Below are 19,730 nucleotides of genomic sequence, written 5' to 3'. Positions count from 1 at the left end.
ATGTTACGTATTGCGGACAAAACGTTTGATTCACATCTGTTTACCGGCACCGGGAAATTCGCCTCTTCACAATTGATGGTGGAGGCGATCCGCGCTTCCGGCAGCCAACTGGTGACGCTGGCGATGAAACGCGTCGACTTGCGCCAACACAACGATGCTATCCTCGATCCACTTATCGCGGCGGGTGTGACACTGCTGCCAAATACTTCTGGGGCGAAAACTGCGGAAGAAGCCATTTTCGCCGCTCATCTGGCACGTGAAGCGTTAGGCACAAACTGGCTAAAATTAGAGATTCACCCTGACGCCCGCTGGCTATTGCCCGATCCCATCGAAACCCTGAAAGCCGCCGAAACGTTGGTGCAACAGGGATTTGTCGTGCTGCCTTACTGCGGTGCCGATCCAGTGTTGTGCAAACGTCTGGAGGAAGTGGGCTGTGCAGCAGTAATGCCGCTCGGCGCACCAATTGGCTCTAATCAGGGACTGGAAACCCGCGCCATGCTGGAGATTATTATCCAGCAAGCCACGGTTCCGGTGGTCGTTGATGCTGGCATTGGCGTTCCCAGCCATGCCGCGCAGGCGCTGGAAATGGGAGCCGATGCGGTGTTAGTGAATACGGCGATTGCCGTCGCGGACGATCCCGTCAACATGGCGAAGGCATTTCGTCTGGCGGTAGACGCCGGCCTGCTGGCACGTCAGTCCGGGCCGGGCAGTCGCAGTCATTTTGCTCATGCCACTAGCCCGCTGACCGGATTTCTGGAGGCATCGGCATGAAAACCTTCAGCGATCGCTGGCGACAACTGGACTGGGACGACATCCGCCTGCGTATCAACAGCAAAACGGCTGCTGACGTAGAGCGGGCGCTCAATGCCTCGCAACTCACTCGCGACAATATGATGGCATTGCTATCACCTGCCGCCAGTGAATACCTGGAACCACTGGCTCAACGGGCGCAGCGCCTGACCCGCCAGCGATTTGGCAACGTCGTCAGCTTCTACGTCCCGCTTTATCTTTCCAATCTTTGCGCTAACGACTGCACGTACTGCGGATTTTCCATGAGCAATCGCATCAAGCGTAAAACGCTGGATGAAGCGGATATCGCCAGGGAAAGCGCCGCTATCCGGGAGATGGGCTTTGAACATCTATTGCTGGTCACTGGTGAACATCAGGCGAAAGTGGGGATGGATTACTTTCGTCGTCATCTCCCTGTCCTGCGTGAACAGTTCTCTTCACTACAGATGGAAGTACAGCCACTGGCGGAAGCGGAATACGCCGAGTTAAAGCAACTTGGTCTGGATGGGGTGATGGTTTATCAGGAGACATATCACGAGGCGACATACGCCCACCATCATCTGAAAGGGAAAAAACAGGACTTCTTCTGGCGGCTGGAAACGCCGGATCGGCTGGGCCGTGCGGGGATAGATAAGATAGGCCTCGGCGCGCTAATCGGCCTTTCCGACAGCTGGCGCGTTGACTGCTATATGGTTGCCGAACATTTGCTATGGCTGCAACAACATTACTGGCAAAGCCGTTACTCTGTCTCCTTCCCGCGCCTGCGCCCGTGTACTGGCGGGATTGAGCCAGCGTCGATTATGGATGAACGCCAGTTAGTGCAAACTATCTGCGCCTTCCGCCTACTTGCGCCGGAGATTGAACTGTCACTCTCCACGCGGGAATCATCGTGGTTTCGCGATCGCGTTATTCCGCTGGCGATCAATAACGTCAGCGCCTTCTCGAAAACGCAACCTGGTGGCTATGCCGACAATTATCCGGAGCTGGAGCAATTCTCACCGCACGACGATCGCAGGCCGGAAGCCGTTGCTGCTGCATTAACTGCTCAGGGTTTGCAGCCGGTATGGAAAGACTGGGACAGCTATCTGGGACGCGCCTCGCAAAGGACATGAGACAGAATGTAAGAACGTAAATTTATTCCGAGCAGCTACGGAAGATGAAAAACGCAAGGTTGTTGAAAGCGTTGCGTTTTTTTATGTTAGTACCGTCAGCAGGAATGTTGTCCAGGGCGAAAAGCTTCTTCCTCGTTTCGCCCTGCCTTTCTTAATATTTCCCATGAAGAATTTGCCCTCTGAATAACACCCATAAAAAAACCCGCCGAAGCGGGTTTTTACGTTATTTGCGGATTAACGATTACTCGTTATCAGAACCGCCCAGACCTGCGTTCAGCAGTTCTGCCAGGCTGGCAGATGCGTCTTCTGCAGTCACCTGCGGTGCAGCCGGAGCTTCACCTGCAGCACGGCGACGCATACGATCCTGGTGGTACGCGTAACCGGTACCTGCCGGGATCAGACGACCTACGATAACGTTCTCTTTCAGGCCGCGCAGTTCGTCGCGTTTGCCCGCAACGGCTGCTTCGGTCAGCACGCGAGTGGTCTCCTGGAACGATGCCGCGGAGATGAAGGACTCGGTTGCCAGAGACGCTTTGGTGATACCCAGCAGATCGCGGGAGTAAGTTGCACCCACTTTGCCGTTCGCTTCCAGTTCGCGGTTTGCGATCTTGACGCGAGAGTATTCAACCTGTTCGCCTTCCAGGAAGTCGGAGCTGCCCGCGTTAACGATGGTAGCTTTACGCAGCATCTGACGAACGATAACTTCGATGTGTTTATCGTTAATCTTAACGCCCTGCAGACGGTATACGTCCTGTACTTCGTTAACGATGTAACGAGTCACAGCATGAACACCACGCAGACGCAGAATGTCATGCGGCGCTTCCGGACCGTCGGAAATTACGTCACCACGTTCTACACGTTCACCTTCGAACACGTTGAGCTGACGCCATTTCGGAATCATCTCTTCGTACGGCTCGCTACCGTCTACCGGGGTGATAACCAGACGACGTTTACCTTTGGTTTCTTTACCGAAGGAAACCACACCGCTGATTTCAGCCAGGATTGCCGGCTCTTTCGGACGACGTGCTTCGAACAGGTCCGCAACGCGTGGCAGACCACCGGTGATGTCCTTGGTACCGCCAGATTCTTGCGGAATACGCGCCAGGGTGTCACCAGAGCTGATCTGTACGCCATCTTCCAGCTGAACAATCGCTTTACCCGGCAGGAAGTACTGCGCAGGCATGTCGGTACCCGGGATCAGAACGTCGTTACCCTGAGCATCAACGATTTTCAGTGCCGGACGCAGATCTTTACCACCTGCGGTACGTTCTGCGGAATCCAGAACCACCAGCGAAGACAGACCGGTCAATTCGTCGGTCTGACGAGTAATGGTCTGGCCATCGATCATGTCAGTAAAGCGTACAAAACCGCTTACTTCGGTGATAACCGGCATGGTGTGCGGGTCCCAGTTTGCAACGGTCTCGCCGCCAGCAACCTGTTCGCCATCGCCTTTCGCCAGTACTGCACCGTAAGGCACTTTATAGCTTTCTTTGGTACGACCGAATTCGTCGATCAATTTCAGTTCGGTGTTACGGGAAGTGATAACCAGTTTGCCGCTGGAGTTCACAACCGACTTCACGTTGCTGAGCTTGATGCTACCTTTGTTTTTCACCTGGATGCTGGATTCAGCAGCCGCACGAGATGCCGCACCACCGATGTGGAACGTACGCATGGTCAGCTGTGTACCCGGTTCACCGATGGACTGTGCCGCGATAACACCGATTGCTTCACCTTTGTTGATGATGTGGCCACGTGCCAGGTCACGACCGTAGCAGTGCGCACATACACCAAAGTCGGTGTCACAAGATACAACAGAACGTACTTTTACCGCGTCGACAGAGTTCTCTTCCAGCAGGTCACACCACTGTTCGTGCAGCAGCGTGTTGCGCGGAACCAGGATATCAGCAGTACCCGGTTTAAGAACGTCTTCAGCAGTTACACGACCCAGTACGCGATCGCGCAGCGGCTCTTTAACATCACCACCCTCGATAACCGGCGTCATCATGATACCTTCATGGGTACCACAATCGTCTTCGGTTACCACCAGGTCCTGCGCAACGTCAACCAGACGACGAGTCAGGTAACCGGAGTTCGCCGTTTTCAGTGCGGTATCCGCCAGACCTTTACGAGCACCGTGGGTTGAGATGAAGTACTGGAGTACGTTCAGACCTTCACGGAAGTTCGCGGTGATTGGCGTTTCGATGATGGAGCCATCCGGCTTCGCCATCAGACCACGCATACCCGCCAGCTGACGAATCTGTGCCGCAGAACCACGCGCACCGGAGTCGGCCATCATGTAGATGCTGTTGAAGGAAACCTGCTTCTCTTCCTGACCGTCACGGTTAATAACGGTTTCAGTTTGCAGGTTATCCATCATCGCTTTGGATACACGATCGTTCGCCGCAGCCCAGATATCGATAACTTTGTTGTAGCGTTCGCCCGCAGTTACCAGACCAGACTGGAACTGCTCCTGAATCTCAGCAACTTCAGCTTCTGCCTCGGAGATGATTTCGTGTTTCTTCTCCGGGATGACCATGTCATCGATACCAACAGATGCACCAGAACGCGCTGCATATGCAAAGCCGGTGTACATGATCTGGTCCGCAAAAATAACGGTCGGTTTCAGACCGAGAATGCGGTAGCAGGTGTTCAGCATTTTGGAGATTGCTTTCTTACCCAGCGCCTGGTTGACGATGGAGTAAGGCAGACCTTTCGGTACAATCATCCACAGAATAGCACGGCCAACGGTCGTATCTTTCAGGCTGGTTTTCGCTACTAATTCACCGTTAGCATCTTTTTCATACTCGGTGATACGCACTTTAACGCGCGCATGCAGAGAAGCCAGACCAGAGCGATACAGACGTTCTGCTTCTTTCGGGCCAGTCAGTACCATGCCTTCGCCTTTGGCGTTAACACAGTCACGGGTCATGTAGTACAGACCCAATACAACGTCCTGAGACGGAACGATGATTGGTTCGCCGTTCGCCGGGGACAGGATGTTGTTGGTAGACATCATCAGCGCACGCGCTTCGAGCTGGGCTTCCAGTGTCAGCGGTACGTGAACAGCCATCTGGTCACCATCGAAGTCGGCGTTATATGCCGCACAAACCAGCGGGTGCAGCTGGATAGCTTTGCCTTCGATCAGTACCGGTTCAAATGCCTGGATACCCAGACGGTGCAGAGTCGGTGCACGGTTCAGCAGTACCGGGTGTTCGCGGATAACTTCGTCCAGGATATCCCAAACGACAGCTTCTTCGCGCTCAACCATTTTCTTCGCAGCTTTAATGGTGGTAGCAAGACCACGCAGTTCCAGCTTGCCGTAGATGAACGGTTTGAACAGTTCCAGTGCCATTTTCTTCGGCAGACCGCACTGATGCAGACGCAGGTATGGACCTACGGTGATTACAGAACGACCGGAGTAGTCAACACGCTTACCGAGCAGGTTCTGACGGAAACGACCCTGTTTACCTTTGATCATGTCGGCCAAAGATTTCAGAGGACGCTTGTTAGAACCGGTGATCGCACGACCGCGACGACCGTTATCCAACAGGGCGTCTACCGCTTCCTGCAGCATACGTTTTTCGTTACGTACGATGATGTCCGGCGCAGCCAGATCCAGCAGACGTTTGAGACGGTTGTTACGGTTAATGACGCGACGATACAGATCGTTCAGGTCAGAAGTCGCGAAACGACCACCATCCAGCGGAACCAGCGGACGCAGATCTGGCGGCAGTACCGGCAGAACGGTCAGGATCATCCACTCTGGTTTGTTACCAGACTGAACGAACGCTTCCAGCAGTTTGATACGCTTGGTCAGCTTTTTACGCTTGGTTTCGGAGTTGGTTTCGTTCAGCTCTTCACGCAGCTGTTCGCACTCTTGCTCCAGATCCATGCTCTTCAGCAGAGCCTGGATTGCTTCCGCACCCATCTTCGCGTCGAATTCGTCACCGAACTCTTCCAGCGCATCCAGATACTGCTCTTCAGTCAGGATCTGCTGACGTTCCAGGTTGGTCATACCGCCTTCGATAACCACATAGGATTCGAAGTACAGTACGCGTTCGATATCGCGCAGCGGCATATCGAGCAGCAGGCCGATACGGGACGGCAGCGATTTCAGGAACCAGATGTGCGCAGTCGGGGAAGCCAGTTCGATGTGGCCCATACGCTCACGACGTACTTTGGTCTGGGTCACTTCAACGCCGCACTTCTCACAGATGACGCCACGGTGTTTCAGGCGCTTGTACTTACCGCACAGGCACTCGTAATCTTTTACCGGCCCAAAGATACGGGCGCAGAAAAGGCCGTCACGTTCTGGTTTGAACGTACGGTAGTTGATGGTTTCCGGCTTTTTAACTTCACCGAAAGACCATGAACGGATCATGTCTGGCGAAGCCAGAGCAATTTTGATCGCATCAAACTCTTCGGTTTTAGTCTGCGCTTTCAGAAACTTTAATAAATCTTTCACGGATTTGCTCCCGTCGGAGTTAGCACAATCCGCTGCCGGGTTTTACCCCGACAGCAGTGACCTGTTTGAGCGAGAATTACTCGTCTTCCAGTTCGATGTTGATACCCAGCGAACGAATCTCTTTCAACAATACGTTGAAGGATTCTGGCATGCCCGGCTCCATCTGATGGTTGCCGTCCACGATGTTTTTATACATCTTGGTACGACCGTTCACGTCATCAGACTTAACGGTGAGCATTTCCTGCAGGGTGTATGCTGCGCCGTATGCTTCCAGCGCCCACACTTCCATCTCCCCGAAACGCTGACCACCGAACTGTGCCTTACCACCCAGCGGCTGCTGAGTAACCAGGCTGTAAGAACCGGTGGAACGCGCGTGCATCTTGTCGTCGACCAGGTGGTTCAGTTTCAGCATGTACATGTAACCAACGGTTACCGGACGTTCGAACTGTTCACCAGTGCGACCGTCGTACAGGCGGATCTGACCAGAAGTCGGCAGGTCGCCAAGTTTCAGCAGTTCTTTAATTTCTGCTTCTTTCGCACCGTCGAAGACCGGCGTCGCGATTGGCATACCTTTGCGCAGGTTTTCAGCCAGACGCATAACTTCTTCATCGCTGAAGGTACTCAGGTCAACTTTCTGACGAACGTCAGCGCCCAGATCGTATGCACGCTGGATGAATTCGCGCAGTTTCGCGACTTCTTGCTGCTGTTTCAGCATGGCGTTGATCTTGTCGCCGATACCTTTCGCAGCCATACCCAGGTGGGTTTCGAGGATCTGACCGATGTTCATACGAGACGGTACGCCCAGCGGGTTCAGTACGATGTCTACCGGCGTACCGTTTTCATCGTAAGGCATATCTTCGATCGGGTTGATCTTAGAAATTACACCCTTGTTACCGTGACGACCTGCCATCTTGTCACCAGGCTGGATACGGCGTTTAACCGCCAGATATACCTTAACAATCTTCAGCACGCCCGGTGCCAGATCGTCACCCTGGGTGATTTTGCGGCGTTTCGCTTCGAGTTTCTTCTCGAACTCGTGTTTCAGTTCGTCATACTGCTCAGCCAGCTGTTCCAGCTGATTTTGTTTCTCTTCGTCGGTCAGGCCCAGCTCCAGCCAGCGATCGCGCGGCAGTTTGTCGAGCTTCTCAGCTTCAACGCCACCGGCTACCAGCACAGCACGGATACGGCTGAACAGACCCGCTTCGAGGATCTGCAGTTCTTCAGACAGGTCTTTCTTCGCCTGTTTGAGCTGCATTTCTTCGATTTCCAGCGCACGTTTGTCTTTTTCTACGCCATCGCGAGTAAAGACCTGAACGTCGATAACCGTACCGGATACACCGTTTGGTACGCGCAGAGAAGAGTCTTTAACGTCAGACGCTTTCTCACCGAAGATCGCACGCAGCAGTTTTTCTTCTGGAGTCAGCTGGGTTTCACCTTTCGGCGTTACCTTACCAACCAGAATGTCGCCACCGGTCACTTCCGCACCAATGTAAACGATACCGGATTCATCCAGTTTGGAGAGCGCAGCTTCCCCCACGTTCGGGATGTCAGCGGTGATCTCTTCTGGCCCCAACTTGGTGTCACGGGACACACATGCCAGTTCCTGAATGTGAATGGTGGTGAAACGATCTTCCTGAACAACACGCTCGGATACGAGGATGGAGTCTTCGAAGTTGTAACCATTCCACGGCATGAACGCTACACGCATGTTCTGACCGAGCGCCAGTTCACCGAGGTCGGTGGACGGGCCGTCTGCCAGCACGTCGCCACGTTCTACCGGTTCACCCAGAGACACACACGGCATCTGGTTGATACAGGTGTTCTGGTTAGAACGGGTGTACTTGGTCAGGTTGTAGATGTCGATACCTGCTTCACCCGGATACATCTCATCTTCGTTAACTTTGATAACGATACGGGAAGCATCCACGTACTGAACGACACCACCACGTTTAGCAACCGCAGTTACACCGGAGTCAACGGCAACAGCACGTTCCATACCCGTACCAACCAGCGGCTTATCAGCACGCAGAGTCGGAACGGCCTGACGTTGCATGTTCGCACCCATCAATGCACGGTTGGCGTCATCGTGTTCAAGGAACGGGATCAGGGACGCACCGACGGATACCACCTGCTGGGTGGATACGTCCATGTAGTCAACCTGGTCGCGGCTGAACAAGCTGGATTCGCCTTTGCTACGGCAAGTTACCAGGTCTTCTACAAAGTGGCCTTCTTCATCCAGGTTGGAGTTCGCCTGGGCGATAACGTAGTTGCCTTCTTCGATAGCAGACAGGTAGTGAATTTCGTCGGTTACAACACCGTCAATCACTTTACGGTACGGCGTCTCAAGGAAGCCATATTCGTTAGTCTGTGCGTACACGGACAGGGAGTTGATCAGACCGATGTTCGGACCTTCAGGGGTTTCGATTGGACATACGCGACCGTAGTGAGTCGGGTGTACGTCTCGAACTTCGAAGCCTGCACGTTCACGGGTCAGACCGCCTGGGCCGAGTGCGGAGATACGACGCTTGTGTGTAATCTCAGACAGCGGGTTGTTCTGGTCCATAAACTGAGACAGCTGGCTGGAACCAAAGAACTCTTTCACTGCTGCAGAAATCGGCTTGGCGTTGATCATATCCTGAGGCATCAGGGTATCCAGATCGCCCAGAGACAAACGCTCTTTCACCGCACGCTCTACACGTACCAGGCCAACGCGGAACTGGTTTTCCGCCATTTCGCCAACGGAACGGATACGACGGTTACCGAGGTGGTCGATATCATCGACTTCGCCTTTACCGTTACGGATATCGATGAGCTTTTTCATAACATCAATGATGTCGTCTTTGCTCAGGATACCGGAACCTTCGATTTCGTCGCGCAGCAGAGAACGGTTGAACTTCATACGACCAACCGCAGACAAGTCATAGCGGTCTTCGGAGAAGAACAGGTTCTCGAACAGGCTTTCAGCGGCTTCACGAGTCGGCGGCTCGCCAGGGCGCATCATGCGGTAGATTTCTACCAGTGCGCTCAGACGGTCGTTAGTTGGGTCGACACGTAAGGTTTCAGAGATATACGGGCCGTGATCCAGATCGTTGGTGAACAGCGTTTCGATACGCTTGTGACCAGACTGGCTCAGCTTAGCCAGCAGATCCAGGCTCAGCTCCATGTTCGCAGCACAGATCAGCTCACCAGTAGACTCATCAATGTAGTCTTTAGCAACCACTTTACCTGCGATGTACTCAACCGGGACTTCGATCAGTTTGACGTCGTCTTTTTCCAGCTGGCGAATGTGGCGCGCAGTAATGCGGCGGCCTTTTTCTACGTACACTTTACCGTTAGCTTCGATGTCAAAAGATGCGGTTTCACCACGCAGGCGTTCCGGCACCAGTTCCATCTGCAGCTTGTTATCACGGATTTCAAAGATAACTTTTTCAAAGAACAGGTCGAGGATCTGCTCTGTGGTGTAGTTCAGGGCACGCAGAATGATGGTCGCAGGCAGTTTACGGCGACGGTCGATACGTACGAACAGGTTGTCCTTCGGATCGAATTCGAAGTCCAGCCAGGAACCACGGTAAGGGATGATGCGCGCGTTATACAGCACTTTACCCGAAGAGTGGGTTTTACCTTTGTCGGAGTCAAAGAAGACGCCCGGACTACGGTGCAGCTGGGAAACGATAACACGCTCAGTACCGTTGATAACAAAGGTACCGTTGTCCGTCATGAGCGGAATTTCGCCCATGTAGACTTCTTGTTCTTTAATGTCTTTTACGGTGCCTTCCGGCGCTTCGCGCTCATAGATCACCAGACGCAGTTTAACGCGCAGCGGTGCGGAATAGGTCACGCCACGGATTTGACATTCCTGGACGTCAAACACCGGTTCGCCAAGGCGGTAGCTGACGTATTGCAGCTCGGAATTACCGCTGTAGCTCTGAATCGGGAATACGGAACGGAAAGCAGCTTCCAGACCATACTGCCCTTCAGGATCTTGCTCGATAAATTTCTGAAACGAGTCAAGCTGGATAGAAAGGAGATAAGGTACATCCAGAACTTGTGGACGTTTACCAAAATCCTTACGAATACGTTTTTTCTCGGTATAGGAGTAAACCATAGGGTTCCTCAGCTCGCTGACAAGTCGACCCATCTGTCCATTGAGCGGACAGTTTGTGCAACACTATTTTGTTGACCGGAAAATGGAACACTTTCCGCAATGCCTGTTGCTATCACGCTTAAACCATTTCATTGCGATTTACACAGAACGGGCGTCCTGTCGCAGTATATTAAGTCGTCGATAGAAACAAGCATTGAAAGGCACAGCAGTAGTCAAACAGTGTGAAACGCTACTGGCGCCTTACAGCGCAAAAAGGCTGGTGACTAAAAAGTCACCAGCCATCAGCCTGATTTCTCAGGCTGCAACCGGAAGGGTTGGCTTATTTAACTTCAACTTCAGCGCCAGCTTCTTCCAGAGCTTTTTTCAGTGCTTCTGCGTCGTCTTTGCTCACGCCTTCTTTCAGAGCAGCCGGTGCAGATTCTACCAGGTCTTTAGCTTCTTTCAGACCCAGGCCAGTTGCGCCACGTACTGCTTTGATAACAGCAACTTTGTTAGCGCCAGCAGCTTTCAGAATTACGTCGAATTCAGTTTTTTCTTCAGCAGCTTCAACCGGGCCAGCAGCTACAGCTACAGCAGCAGCAGCGGAAACACCGAATTTTTCTTCCATTGCAGAGATCAGTTCTACAACGTCCATTACAGACATAGCTGCAACTGCTTCAATGATTTGATCTTTAGTGATAGACATTTAAATTGTTCCTGAATATCAGAATAAGTTTATACGTAAGCGAATGCGTTAAAAAGATAACTGCGATTAAGCAGCTTCTTTCGCATCGCGTACAGCAGCCAGAGTACGAACCAGTTTGCCAGCCGAAGCTTCTTTCATGGTTGCCATCAGGCGTGCAATTGCTTCTTCGTAGGTCGGCAGAGTTGCCAGGCGGTCGATCTGAGACGCCGGGATCAGCTCACCTTCAAAGGCAGCGGCTTTGACCTCAAATTTTGCATTCGCTTTCGCGAACTCTTTGAACAGACGAGCAGCAGCGCCCGGGTGTTCCATAGAGTATGCAATCAGGGTCGGACCAACAAACGCGTCTTTCAGGCACTCGAACGGAGTACCTTCAACAGCACGGCGCAGCAGGGTGTTACGAACAACACGCATGTATACGCCAGCTTCGCGACCTGCTTTACGCAGTTCAGTCATTTTATCTACAGTTACGCCACGGGAATCCGCAACTACTGCAGACAGCGCGCCTTTGGCTACTTCGCTGACTTCAGCAACAATCGCTTGTTTGTCTTGAAGATTTAAAGCCATTAGCTTTGCTCCTGGATGTTTGCCAGAGAAAATCTCTGGAACTCACTTCACTCCTCCAAACGGAGAGAGCGTCTTAATTACGGTGAGCAGAAACAAGCCAGAATATAAAAGAATAATCTTAGCGTTCTGTCACCGTCTACGCAGGGGATTAAGTTTCTTGCGAAACTCCTGCGGTCTTCGACGGAGGCCTGGATAGGCCAGGCTCCAACGAACAAATCTTTTCAGCTGCTAACTTTCGTTAGCATACGTGGGGGTAAGATTGTAGACAAAATCACCGCCCACGTAAAGGCATTAGTTTACAGAAGCGCTCAGGCCAGCCTGGTCAACTGCAACACCTGCACCCATGGTGGTGGAGATGCTAACTTTCTTGATGTACACGCCTTTCGCCTGAGTCGGTTTTGCTTTTTTCAGCGCAACCAGCAGAGCTTCCAGGTTTTCTTTCAGTTTGTCAGCGTCAAAGTCCACTTTACCGATGGTGGTGTGGATGATGCCGTTTTTGTCGTTACGGTAACGAATCTGGCCAGCTTTAGCGTTTTTAACCGCTTCAGCAACGTTCGGCGTTACAGTACCCACTTTCGGGTTTGGCATCAGGCCGCGCGGACCCAGAACCTGGCCCAGCTGGCCAACAACGCGCATTGCATCCGGAGAAGCAATAACAACGTCAAAGTTCATTTCGCCTTTCTTGATCTGGTCAGCCAGATCTTCCATACCTACCAGTTCAGCGCCTGCAGCTTTAGCAGCTTCAGCGTTTGCACCCTGGGTAAATACGGCTACGCGAACGGAACGGCCAGTACCGTGCGGCAGTACAGTTGCACCACGTACGTTCTGGTCAGATTTACGAGCGTCGATGCCGAGGTTAACAGCAACGTCCACGCTTTCTACGAATTTAGCAGTCGCCAGCTCTTTCAGCAGAGCGATAGCTTCGTTGATGTCGTATTGTTTGGTCGCATCAACTTTCTCGCGGATAACACGCATGCGCTTGGTCAGTTTAGCCATTTCTTAGTCCTCCACTACCAGGCCCATGGAACGTGCAGTACCTTCGATGGAGCGAGTCATCGCCTCAATGTCGGCACCAGTCATGTCGGCAGCTTTGGTCTGCGCGATTTCCTGCAGCTGAGCGCGGGAAATTTTACCCACTTTGTCTTTGTTCGGCTTACCGGAACCAGACTTGATACCAGCCGCTTTTTTCAGCAGAACTGCTGCCGGCGGAGTCTTGGTAACGAAAGTGAAAGAACGGTCAGCGTAAACGGTGATTACTACCGGAATCGGCAGACCTTTTTCGATGGAATCAGTTTTTGCGTTGAACGCTTTGCAGAATTCCATGATGTTTACGCCCTGCTGACCCAGAGCCGGACCTACTGGCGGACTCGGGTTAGCCATACCAGCTGCAACCTGCAGCTTGACATAGGCTTGTACTTTCTTAGCCATTATAAATTCCTCAAGTTGGGTAATAACGCCTCTGAGAGGCTCCCCGTGATATAAAAAATCGTTTTACGGGCAAGGCCCATAAAAACAAAAGGCGCGAAATTGTATTCCAATCTCGCGCCTTGTGCAACGATTAAATCGCCGCTTTTTTGATCGCTGGGTTAGGCTTTTTCAACCTGGCTGAAGTCCAGCTCTACCGGGGTCGCACGACCGAAGATAGAAACAGACACTTTCAGACGAGATTTCTCGTAATCAACTTCTTCAACAACACCGTTGAAGTCAGCGAACGGACCATCATTAACACGGACCATTTCACCCGGTTCAAACAGCGTTTTCGGACGCGGCTTATCGCCAACCTGCTGCAGGCGATTCATAATCGCATCCACTTCTTTATCGCTGATTGGCGCAGGACGATCGGAAGTACCGCCGATGAAGCCCATCACACGCGGTACGCTGCGCACCAGGTGCCAGCTCGCGTCGTTCATCACCATCTGAACGAGGACGTAGCCAGGGAAGAATTTACGTTCGCTTTTGCGACGCTGACCGCCACGGATTTCAACCACTTCTTCGGTTGGTACCATGACTTCACCAAACAAATCTTCCATGTTGTGTAATTTGATATGCTCACGCAGCGACGTTGCTACGCGGCCTTCAAAACCGGAAAACGCCTGAACGACGTACCAGCGCTTTTTAGGAGCTTCAGACATCTCAGAACCTCAGGCCAGTGATAAAGGATACCAGGCGAACCAGAATACCATCCAGTCCCCACAGGATCAGTGACATTACTGCGGTAACCGCAGACACAATCAGCGTGGTGTGCAATGTTTCCTGGCGAGTCGGCCAAATGACCTTACGGACTTCGGTACGCGCTTCACGGGCAAAAGCAACGGTAGCTTTACCTTTTGTCGTTAACAGCGCGACACCACCCGCTGCAGCAATCAGAATTACTACGGCCAGCGCACGCAGCGGCAGCATAATGTCGCGATAAAGATAGTTGCCGACAATCGCCACCAGGAGCAATGCCACCACAACGACCCACTTCATCGCTTCCAGGCCGCGCCCGCTTCCTTGAGCTTCGGTATTCGCACTCATAAACCAACCTGTCAGAAGTATTCTACAAACATTTTCACCCCGCGATCGCGAGGCAAACCAAATCGAAACGCGTATTAGCTTTTCGGATTATACGCCCTCAACAGAGCCTGTCTCAGCAATGATTATGACAAAGAAAATCACTGATGAGCCAGGTTCTGGTACGAAAGCGTGCAAAAAGGGCATCAAATGATGCCCTTTTAGTGCGCATTGCGTCAAATGTTATCGGCAATTAGCTCAGAACTTTTGCTACAACGCCCGCGCCAACGGTACGGCCGCCTTCACGGATTGCGAAACGCAGACCGTCGTCCATCGCGATCGGGTGGATCAGGGTAACAACCATTTTGATGTTGTCGCCCGGCATTACCATCTCTACGCCTTCCGGCAGTTCGATGGTACCAGTCACGTCAGTAGTACGGAAGTAGAACTGCGGACGGTAGCCTTTGAAGAACGGAGTATGACGGCCGCCTTCATCTTTGGACAGAATGTACACTTCAGATTCGAACTTGGTGTGCGGCTTGATGGTGCCCGGCTTAGCCAGTACCTGACCACGTTCGATTTCTTCACGTTTGATACCACGCAGCAGAACACCTACGTTCTCACCAGCACGGCCTTCGTCCAGCAGTTTGCGGAACATTTCAACGCCAGTACAGGTAGACTTCTGAGTCTCTTTGATACCAACGATTTCAACTTCTTCACCAACTTTGATGATACCGCGTTCTACACGACCGGTAACAACGGTACCACGACCGGAGATGGAGAATACGTCTTCGATCGGCAGCAGGAACGGCTTGTCAATCGCACGCTCTGGTTCCGGAATGTAAGAATCCAGGAAGCCAGCCAGTTCCAGGATTTTCGCTTCCCACTCTGCGTCGCCTTCCAGCGCTTTCAGAGCAGAACCACGAACGATCGGAGTGTCGTCGCCCGGGAAGTCGTACTGAGACAGAAGTTCACGAACTTCCATTTCTACCAGTTCCAGCAGCTCTTCGTCATCAACCATGTCGCATTTGTTCAGGAACACGATGATGTACGGAACGCCTACCTGACGCCCCAGCAGGATGTGCTCACGAGTCTGCGGCATCGGGCCGTCAGTCGCAGCAACTACCAGGATCGCGCCGTCCATCTGAGCAGCACCGGTGATCATGTTTTTAACATAGTCGGCGTGCCCCGGGCAGTCTACGTGTGCGTAGTGACGGGTCGGGGTGTCGTATTCAACGTGAGAAGTGTTGATGGTGATACCACGAGCTTTTTCTTCCGGCGCGTTATCGATCTGGTCGAATGCGCGAGCAGCACCGCCGTAGGTTTTAGCCAGTACGGTAGTGATTGCAGCGGTCAGCGTTGTTTTACCATGGTCAACGTGGCCGATAGTACCGACGTTAACGTGCGGTTTTGTACGTTCAAACTTTTCTTTAGACATCGATTGTCCCTCTAAGACACGGATAAATCGGTGATATCACCACATCAACCAGGCAACATGCCCGACTTGTTGAATGCAATAAACAGAAGGAAAAAACAGGGAGGAGAAAAGAAGTGGTGCTGATAGGCAGATTCGAACTGCCGACCTCACCCTTACCAAGGGTGCGCTCTACCAACTGAGCTATATCAGCACATCTTGGAGCGGGCAGCGGGAATCGAACCCGCATCATCAGCTTGGAAGGCTGAGGTAATAGCCATTATACGATGCCCGCATCCTGGAACTCGGCTACCTGATTTTCATTCTGCACTGAATATCGAGAGAAGCTCTCTTTATTCGAGCCGGTAAGCGAACTTATCGTCTCGGGCTACGCCATCGCGTGGCCGAAATTGGTGGTGGGGGAAGGATTCGAACCTTCGAAGTCTGTGACGGCAGATTTACAGTCTGCTCCCTTTGGCCGCTCGGGAACCCCACCGGACTTGATGGTGCCGACTACCGGAATCGAACTGGTGACCTACTGATTACAAGTCAGTTGCTCTACCTACTGAGCTAAGTCGGCATCAAGTAGCGCGCATTCTATGGAGACATGCGAGTTCATGCAACTAAAAAATTGCATAATTTGTTTTATTGGTCACATTTTATGCGACACGATGAAGAAACAGCCGAATGGAGGGCAGATTAGCACACTTTTTCAACATCATTGTGCTCAACAATGCGCTCCTGCTAAACCATAATTCTTCTTATCAGATGGAATATCTGTCACATTGCTTTTCAACGATAGCTTCCTGGGAGAGATTTTTTCTTATTATTCCTCCCCATCTGGTGTTACCCTCCTGCCCATTAACCCATTCAACAGAACTGTGACGCGCCATGGCAAATATCGCTTTGCCGATAGAGCTATGACCGCCAGAAACATGCTTATGAGTATAAAAGAGCAAACGTTAATGACGCCTTACCTACAGTTTGACCGCAACCAGTGGGCAGCTCTGCGTGATTCCGTACCTATGACGTTATCGGAAGATGAGATCGCCCGTCTCAAAGGTATTAATGAAGATCTCTCGTTAGAAGAAGTTGCCGAGATCTATTTACCTCTGTCACGTTTGCTGAACTTCTATATAAGCTCGAATCTGCGCCGTCAGGCAGTTCTGGAACAGTTTCTTGGTACCAACGGGCAACGCATTCCTTACATTATCAGTATTGCTGGTAGTGTCGCGGTGGGGAAAAGTACAACCGCCCGTGTATTGCAGGCGCTATTAAGCCGTTGGCCGGAACATCGTCGTGTTGAACTGATCACTACAGATGGCTTCCTTCACCCTAATCAGGTTCTGAAAGAACGTGGTCTGATGAAGAAGAAAGGCTTCCCGGAATCGTATGATATGCATCGCCTGGTGAAGTTTGTTTCCGATCTCAAGTCCGGCGTGCCAAACGTTACGGCACCTGTTTACTCGCATCTTATTTATGATGTGATCCCGGATGGAGATAAAACGGTTGTTCAGCCTGATATTTTAATTCTTGAAGGGTTAAATGTCTTACAGAGCGGGATGGATTATCCACACGATCCACATCATGTTTTTGTTTCTGATTTTGTCGATTTTTCGATATATGTTGATGCACCGGAAGACTTACTTCAGACGTGGTATATCAACCGTTTCCTGAAATTCCGCGAAGGGGCTTTTACAGACCCGGATTCCTATTTTCATAACTACGCGAAATTAACTAAAGAAGAAGCGATTAACACTGCCATGACATTGTGGAAAGAGATCAACTGGCTGAACTTAAAGCAAAATATTCTACCTACTCGTGAGCGCGCCAGTTTAATCCTGACAAAGAGTGCTAATCACGCGGTAGAAGAGGTCAGACTACGCAAATAATTTAAAGGGGAGCTAATGCTCCCCTTTCTTATTTTTCTGCACTACGCAGGGATATTTCACCGCCCATCCAGGGTTTTATTATTCCATCCTGCTCAAGCAATAAAGCGCCTTGTTTGTCTATTCCGCGTGAAATGCCAAATATTTCTTTATCACCAATGATAAGTTTCACTGGGCGATTAATAAAATTATCCAGTTTTTCCCAGCGCGAAAGATAAGGTGCCAATCCTTCTTGCTCGAAGAGTTCCAGCGCCGCACGTAATTCACGTATTAGCATGGCCGCCAACGCATTACGATCGAGATTGATCCCAGCTTCCTGCAGCGTGATCCACCCCTGATTAACGATACTCTCTTCAACACGACGCATTGCCATGTTGATCCCGGCACCAACGACTATTTGCGCCGCATCGCCGGTTTTGCCAGTCAGCTCCACAAGAATACCTGCCAGCTTGCGATCCTGCAGATAGAGGTCATTCGGCCATTTAACACGAACTTTATCAGCACCCAGCTTGCGTAATACTTCCGCCATCACGATACCGATAACCAGACTTAAACCAATCGCCGCAGCCGGACCTTGTTCCAGACGCCAGAACATCGACAAATACAAGTTTGCGCCAAAAGGCGAAAACCATTTCCGACCTCGGCGACCACGACCAGCCTGCTGATATTCTGCAACGCAGGCATCGCCCGATTTAAGCTCTCCGATACGATCAAGAAGGTACTGATTCGTGGAGTCAATAACTGGCAACACGGCTACACTGCCGCCATCCAGCTGACTCAATATCTTTTCGGCATTAAGTAACTGGATTGGCTCGGGCAAGCTGTATCCTTTACCCGGAACGGTAAAGACATCAACGCCCCAGTCACGCAGTGTTTGAATATGTTTATTAATGGCCGCCCGGCTCATTCCTAACGTTTCACCCAGCTGCTCACCAGAGTGAAATTCGCCATTCGCTAACAGGGCGATCAATTTCAGCGGCACGGTGTTATCCTTCATGAAATTGTCTCCACTGCGCTCACTTCACCTGATGCGCCAATAAAGCGGACTTCAGGCTCAAGCCAGACATTAAATTTTTCACCAACTTTCTGTCTTACATGATGCGCCAGCTGTACAACATCTTCGCTTTTTGCGTTGTGCTCATTTATGAGAACCAGCGCCTGTTGACGGTGTACCGCAGCCCCACCAATTTGTGTTCCTTTTAGCTGGCACTGATCGATAAGCCAACCAGCGGCCAGTTTTACTGAACCATCCGTCTGGGGATAATTTGGTGCTGTTGGAAATTGTGCCAGTAATGCTTTAGCCGTTTCGGCAGATACAACAGGGTTTTTGAAGAAACTACCGGCATTGCCATTCACTTTTGGATCAGGGAGTTTGGTGGTGCGCATATGACACACCGCATCAAATACTTGCTGTGGCGTTACGGTTGTAGGATCCAGACGAGTTAAGTCACCATACGTTAGTACAGGTTGCCACTCTTTTGGCAGGCGCAGACCTACGGCTACAATGGCGAAGCGGTCCTGGTATTCATGTTTAAAAATACTGTCGCGATAGCCAAAACGGCACTCTTTGGCAGTTAAGCGCACTTGCTTGCCTGTCGCCAGTTCAACACAGTCAACATAAGCGCAAACTCGCTGTAATTCTACGCCATAAGCACCAATATTCTGGATAGGTGATGAGCCGACACAACCAGGAATTAACGCCAGATTTTCCAGACCTGGCATACCTTCCTGCAAAGTGTATTTTACCAGGCGATGCCAGTTTTCTCCGGCTCCTACATGTAAATACCACGCATCAGGTTCATCATGAATTTCGATACCTTTGATCCGGTTGATGATCACCGTGCCGCGATAGTCTTCCAGAAAAAGTACATTACTTCCTTCACCCAGAATAAGAACGGGTTGCCCTTCTGCGGTTGCATGCTGCCAGGCATTGAGTAGTTGTTGTTCGTCTTCGGCACATACAATGTGCTGAGCATTATGATCAATGCCAAATGTGTTCCAGGGTTTTAAGGAGTGGTTCATAGCTGCTTTCCTGATGCAAAAACGAGGCTAGTTTACCGTATCTGTGGGGGGATGGCTTGTAGTTATGACGACAGGGAGAGTTTGTAGAAACGCAAAAAGGCCCAGTCTTCCGACTGGGCCTTCTGCTTTATTTGATGCCTGGCAGTTCCCTACTCTCGCATGGGGAGACCCCACACTACCATCGGCGCTACG

Annotated in this window: 14 protein-coding genes and 4 tRNA genes; 3 read left to right on the top strand and 15 right to left on the bottom strand. The window is 51.5% G+C overall.

The window, feature by feature from the left end:
* A complete protein-coding gene (thiG, locus tag K0335_RS20985; protein ID WP_000944087.1) occupies positions 1–771 on the top strand; it encodes a thiazole synthase in 771 nt (256 codons plus the stop codon).
* Positions 768–1,901, top strand: a complete 1,134-nt coding sequence (gene thiH, locus K0335_RS20980; RefSeq protein WP_104920559.1) for a 2-iminoacetate synthase ThiH — start codon at positions 768–770, stop codon at positions 1,899–1,901. Before thiG ends, thiH begins: the two co-directional genes overlap by 4 nt.
* A 241-nt stretch (positions 1,902–2,142) precedes the next feature.
* Here thiH and rpoC read toward each other — a convergent pair whose 3' ends face one another.
* The 13 genes from rpoC to K0335_RS20915 all read right to left on the bottom strand — a co-directional run bounded on the left by rpoC (position 2,143) and on the right by K0335_RS20915 (position 16,207).
* The gene (gene rpoC / locus K0335_RS20975; RefSeq protein WP_000653947.1) at positions 2,143–6,366 is read right to left on the bottom strand and encodes a DNA-directed RNA polymerase subunit beta'; all 4,224 of its coding nucleotides are present in this window, start codon (positions 6,364–6,366) and stop codon (positions 2,143–2,145) included.
* A gap of 76 nt (positions 6,367–6,442) precedes the next feature.
* Positions 6,443–10,471 carry a DNA-directed RNA polymerase subunit beta gene (gene rpoB, locus K0335_RS20970; protein WP_001353730.1) on the bottom strand — a complete coding sequence of 1,343 codons (4,029 nt, stop codon included), beginning with the start codon at positions 10,469–10,471 and terminating at the stop codon, positions 6,443–6,445.
* Positions 10,472–10,790: 319 nt separating this feature from the next.
* Complete coding sequence (gene rplL, locus K0335_RS20965) at positions 10,791–11,156, bottom strand: 50S ribosomal protein L7/L12 (protein ID WP_000028878.1); 366 nt, start codon at positions 11,154–11,156, stop codon at positions 10,791–10,793.
* 66 nt (positions 11,157–11,222) lie between these two features.
* Positions 11,223–11,720, bottom strand: coding sequence for a 50S ribosomal protein L10 (gene rplJ, locus K0335_RS20960; protein ID WP_001207201.1), 498 nt, complete (start codon positions 11,718–11,720; stop codon positions 11,223–11,225).
* Positions 11,721–12,011: 291 nt separating this feature from the next.
* Positions 12,012–12,716 (bottom strand): 50S ribosomal protein L1, encoded by a 705-nt coding sequence (gene rplA, locus K0335_RS20955; RefSeq protein ID WP_001096680.1) that lies wholly within the window; start codon positions 12,714–12,716, stop codon positions 12,012–12,014.
* 3 nt (positions 12,717–12,719) lie between these two features.
* On the bottom strand, positions 12,720–13,148 hold the full coding sequence (gene rplK, locus K0335_RS20950; protein WP_001085926.1) for a 50S ribosomal protein L11: 429 nt from the start codon (positions 13,146–13,148) through the stop codon (positions 12,720–12,722).
* A gap of 158 nt (positions 13,149–13,306) precedes the next feature.
* A complete protein-coding gene (gene nusG / locus K0335_RS20945) occupies positions 13,307–13,852 on the bottom strand; it encodes a transcription termination/antitermination protein NusG (protein ID WP_001287516.1) in 546 nt (181 codons plus the stop codon).
* 1 nt (position 13,853) lies between these two features.
* The gene (secE, locus tag K0335_RS20940) at positions 13,854–14,237 is read right to left on the bottom strand and encodes a preprotein translocase subunit SecE (RefSeq protein ID WP_219394084.1); all 384 of its coding nucleotides are present in this window, start codon (positions 14,235–14,237) and stop codon (positions 13,854–13,856) included.
* 229 nt (positions 14,238–14,466) lie between these two features.
* Entirely contained in the window at positions 14,467–15,651 is a 1,185-nt protein-coding gene (tuf, locus tag K0335_RS20935) for an elongation factor Tu (protein ID WP_000031784.1), read from the bottom strand.
* A gap of 114 nt (positions 15,652–15,765) precedes the next feature.
* Positions 15,766–15,841, bottom strand: a tRNA-Thr gene (locus tag K0335_RS20930).
* 6 nt (positions 15,842–15,847) lie between these two features.
* Positions 15,848–15,922, bottom strand: a tRNA-Gly gene (locus K0335_RS20925).
* 116 nt (positions 15,923–16,038) lie between these two features.
* Positions 16,039–16,123 (bottom strand) — tRNA-Tyr (locus tag K0335_RS20920).
* A gap of 8 nt (positions 16,124–16,131) precedes the next feature.
* Positions 16,132–16,207: transfer RNA gene (locus tag K0335_RS20915), tRNA-Thr, on the bottom strand.
* A 361-nt stretch (positions 16,208–16,568) separates the two neighbouring features.
* Here K0335_RS20915 and coaA point away from each other — a divergent pair.
* Positions 16,569–17,519, top strand: coding sequence for a type I pantothenate kinase (coaA, locus tag K0335_RS20910; RefSeq protein WP_000023085.1), 951 nt, complete (start codon positions 16,569–16,571; stop codon positions 17,517–17,519).
* Between the two features lie 28 nt (positions 17,520–17,547).
* Here coaA and birA read toward each other — a convergent pair whose 3' ends face one another.
* Together birA and murB are read right to left on the bottom strand one after the other, a co-directional pair.
* Positions 17,548–18,513 carry a bifunctional biotin--[acetyl-CoA-carboxylase] ligase/biotin operon repressor BirA gene (gene birA / locus K0335_RS20905; RefSeq protein WP_000654603.1) on the bottom strand — a complete coding sequence of 322 codons (966 nt, stop codon included), beginning with the start codon at positions 18,511–18,513 and terminating at the stop codon, positions 17,548–17,550.
* Positions 18,510–19,538, bottom strand: a complete 1,029-nt coding sequence (gene murB, locus K0335_RS20900) for a UDP-N-acetylmuramate dehydrogenase (RefSeq protein ID WP_032185243.1) — start codon at positions 19,536–19,538, stop codon at positions 18,510–18,512. Before murB ends, birA begins: the two co-directional genes overlap by 4 nt.
* Between the last annotated feature and the right edge of the window lie 192 nt (positions 19,539–19,730).

Origin of the sequence: Escherichia sp. GZ89 (assembly GCF_019366485.1) — a bacterium.
Lineage (GTDB): Bacteria > Pseudomonadota > Gammaproteobacteria > Enterobacterales > Enterobacteriaceae > Escherichia > Escherichia fergusonii.
Note: the sequence above shows the minus strand (reverse complement) of the source record. Positions and strands in the feature narration are given on the sequence as shown.

Excerpts from the sequence above, each read along its gene's own strand:
- thiH (WP_104920559.1), top strand. The coding sequence starts at position 768 with ATGAAAACCTTCAGCGATCGCTGGCGACAACTGGACTGGGACGACATC.
- tuf (WP_000031784.1), bottom strand. The coding sequence starts at position 15,651 with ATGTCTAAAGAAAAGTTTGAACGTACAAAACCGCACGTTAACGTCGGT.
- rpoB (WP_001353730.1), bottom strand. The coding sequence starts at position 10,471 with ATGGTTTACTCCTATACCGAGAAAAAACGTATTCGTAAGGATTTTGGT.
- nusG (WP_001287516.1), bottom strand. The coding sequence starts at position 13,852 with ATGTCTGAAGCTCCTAAAAAGCGCTGGTACGTCGTTCAGGCGTTTTCC.
- birA (WP_000654603.1), bottom strand. The coding sequence starts at position 18,513 with ATGAAGGATAACACCGTGCCGCTGAAATTGATCGCCCTGTTAGCGAAT.
- thiG (WP_000944087.1), top strand. The coding sequence starts at position 1 with ATGTTACGTATTGCGGACAAAACGTTTGATTCACATCTGTTTACCGGC.
- rplK (WP_001085926.1), bottom strand. The coding sequence starts at position 13,148 with ATGGCTAAGAAAGTACAAGCCTATGTCAAGCTGCAGGTTGCAGCTGGT.
- rplA (WP_001096680.1), bottom strand. The coding sequence starts at position 12,716 with ATGGCTAAACTGACCAAGCGCATGCGTGTTATCCGCGAGAAAGTTGAT.
- coaA (WP_000023085.1), top strand. The coding sequence starts at position 16,569 with ATGAGTATAAAAGAGCAAACGTTAATGACGCCTTACCTACAGTTTGAC.
- rplJ (WP_001207201.1), bottom strand. The coding sequence starts at position 11,720 with ATGGCTTTAAATCTTCAAGACAAACAAGCGATTGTTGCTGAAGTCAGC.
- rplL (WP_000028878.1), bottom strand. The coding sequence starts at position 11,156 with ATGTCTATCACTAAAGATCAAATCATTGAAGCAGTTGCAGCTATGTCT.
- secE (WP_219394084.1), bottom strand. The coding sequence starts at position 14,237 with ATGAGTGCGAATACCGAAGCTCAAGGAAGCGGGCGCGGCCTGGAAGCG.
- murB (WP_032185243.1), bottom strand. The coding sequence starts at position 19,538 with ATGAACCACTCCTTAAAACCCTGGAACACATTTGGCATTGATCATAAT.